Below are 2,465 nucleotides of genomic sequence, written 5' to 3'. Positions count from 1 at the left end.
ATAGTCAGAAAAATTTAGTAGAGAAAACTTATGACTCAGAGTCTAGGAAAATTTCTCATCGGTAAAAAGTTGTCAAAACTATAATGTCTTAGTTTTGTTTTATGGTCTAGCAAAAGTAATGACTATTGATAAAATTATCGTTCCCTTAGATGTTCCGACTGAGGCAGCAGCGATCGCCTTAATAGATAAACTACCCGAAATAATCTGGTGGAAGGTTGGTTTAGAATTGTTTGTTAGTTGTGGCCCTCAGATCCTCTCCATTCTTAAACAACGTCAGAAACGGATTTTTCTAGATTTAAAGTTCCATGATATTCCTAATACTGTTGCTGGGGCTTGTCGCGTTGCTGCTAGTTATGGTGTCGATCTACTAACTATTCATGCTACTGCTGGTAGAGCAGCTTTGACTAAAGCACAAGAAGCTGTTATGGAAGGGGCAAAAGCCATAGGGCAAAACCCACCAAAGTTAATAGCTATTACTATCTTGACAAGTTTGACATCTCGTGATATTGCTTTTGACCTAAAAATTCCTTTGGAGTTGCCTGAATATGCTTTGCAGATGGCATTATTGGCTCAGGAATCTGGTTTAAGTGGGGCGGTTTGTTCTCCTCAAGAAGTCGAGCAGTTGAGGCGAGTTTGTGGAGATGATTTTGTCTTAGTTTGTCCGGGAATAAGGCCAAGTTGGGCGGAAGCAGGAGACCAGAAGCGATCGCTTACTCCTAGTCAGGCCATTAAAGCTGGTGCTGATTATCTCGTGATTGGCCGACCTATTACTGCTGCTGCTGACCCAAAAGAGGCTTTGGAACGTATTTGTCAAGAGCTTGAAGAGATTTAGAAAGAAGAGACTTTGGTGTTTAGTTATCAGTTATAGTACTACGCATTTAGGTTAAGGCATTGTTGACATACTCTCCGGCATAAAAGCGCGGAGATTCTCCTGAAACCAGGATTCTTGGTTCAACGAGTCCACTTAAATTAAACACCTTACAGGACCTAACTCAGAGGCGGTTCTCTCCCCAAGCGTTTGCTCTATTCCAAGAGCCTGTTTCCGTATGCCCTACGGTACAGTTCAAACCTTAAAAAAAACTTTGGTTCTCTGATACTTGTTGCTTAGAGCTTTTCCATGTACAAGCATTCGGTGTACAAAACTCCATAACTCTAGTTTTCAAGGTGCAAACGCTACAAGGCTCGGTAGCTATAGGTTTTTAGAGCGGTTGAATACCTTTCCGCTTTTTTAAGTATAACATAAAGTCCCCCTTTTAGGGGGAGGCTTTAAACCCAATTTTTCGGTAAATTATGAAATTTAGTCAGAGATTACTTTTGAATTTTGAATTTTGAATTTTGACTTGCGCGTAGCGCTATACAAGTAACTCTGGTTAAATTTAGAGCGTTGAAATTGGTATGAGGTTAAATAGTTGAAAAATTTGATTTGTAAATTCTTTGGAAAAATTACTGAACAGTAAATTATTTTCAGACATGATAACTTTCAGGGAGATATTAATATGATAATCCTAAAGCCGAATGTTATTTTATTTGAGAATATTTATTTCTATAATCACGATTATTAGTACAGTTAGTTTCGATTTATTTTTACCTAGTTCTATATTTTTTACTATCAACAATCAAATAATTGTTAGAAGGAGAAAACCTAGACGACCTAAAAGACAAATAAAAGAAGAAATAAAACCTACTGAAACACCGAAAAAAAAATCTACTTGCCCTGAAAATTCTGATAATTTAGAAATTNAGTTCTATATTTTTTACTATCAACAATCAAATAATTGTTAGAAGGAGAAAACCTAGACGACCTAAAAGACAAATAAAAGAAGAAATAAAACCTACTGAAACACCGAAAAAAAAATCTACTTGCCCTGAAAATTCTGATAATTTAGAAATTCTAGTGGCAGCCTTAATGTTAGATTTACCTAGTTATGTTAATCGAGAAATTCAACGCGATCGCCAACCAAATAAGGATTATTTAAAAAGGAATATAGTTATTGCAGGTCGTCCTGAGTTTGAACCTTTACCAATAGATGATACGCCTTTTCTGCAGGAGGATATTAATCAAATTTTTCTCACAACTTTAGAAAGACAATATAGAGATAGTCAGGTAGTAGAGTTACAACAATTTCATTGGTTATTTCTGAGGCAAAATCAGACACAATGGGAATTAGTTAATATGTTTTCTATAGAAGAAAGTTTACTAGAAAATATACCGCCCCAACCAGAAGAAAGTATTAATGGAGTATTTGCTAGAGGTATTAGAGCTTGGTTAAAAGGATGTTATTTTCAGGAAAAAGCAAGAATAATAGAGGAAGGAGGAAGCAGATGAGAGAAAGTAATAAACTGCTTTTCAGATTGATGAATTTACGTCAAAACCCAAACCAAGTATATATTCTCCATAAAATCTCCTTACTATGGTCTACTGAAATTAAAACTGTTGTATAACTTAAGTATGACTATTTTAAAAG

At 35.6% G+C, this 2,465-nt stretch carries 2 protein-coding genes; both read left to right on the top strand.

Going from position 1 to position 2,465, the window contains the following annotated elements:
• The first annotated feature begins 118 nt into the window (after positions 1-118).
• The gene (gene pyrF, locus AFK68_RS01815) at positions 119-832 is read left to right on the top strand and encodes an orotidine-5'-phosphate decarboxylase (RefSeq protein WP_094671169.1); all 714 of its coding nucleotides are present in this window, start codon (positions 119-121) and stop codon (positions 830-832) included.
• 909 nt (positions 833-1,741) lie between these two features.
• Positions 1,742-2,326, top strand: a 585-nt coding sequence (locus tag AFK68_RS01805; protein WP_210407177.1) for a hypothetical protein, incomplete at its 5' end; no start/stop codon positions are given.
• Between the last annotated feature and the right edge of the window lie 139 nt (positions 2,327-2,465).

Source organism: Hydrocoleum sp. CS-953 (assembly GCF_002260545.1).
Lineage (GTDB): Bacteria > Cyanobacteriota > Cyanobacteriia > Cyanobacteriales > Microcoleaceae > Trichodesmium.
Note: the sequence above shows the minus strand (reverse complement) of the source record. Positions and strands in the feature narration are given on the sequence as shown.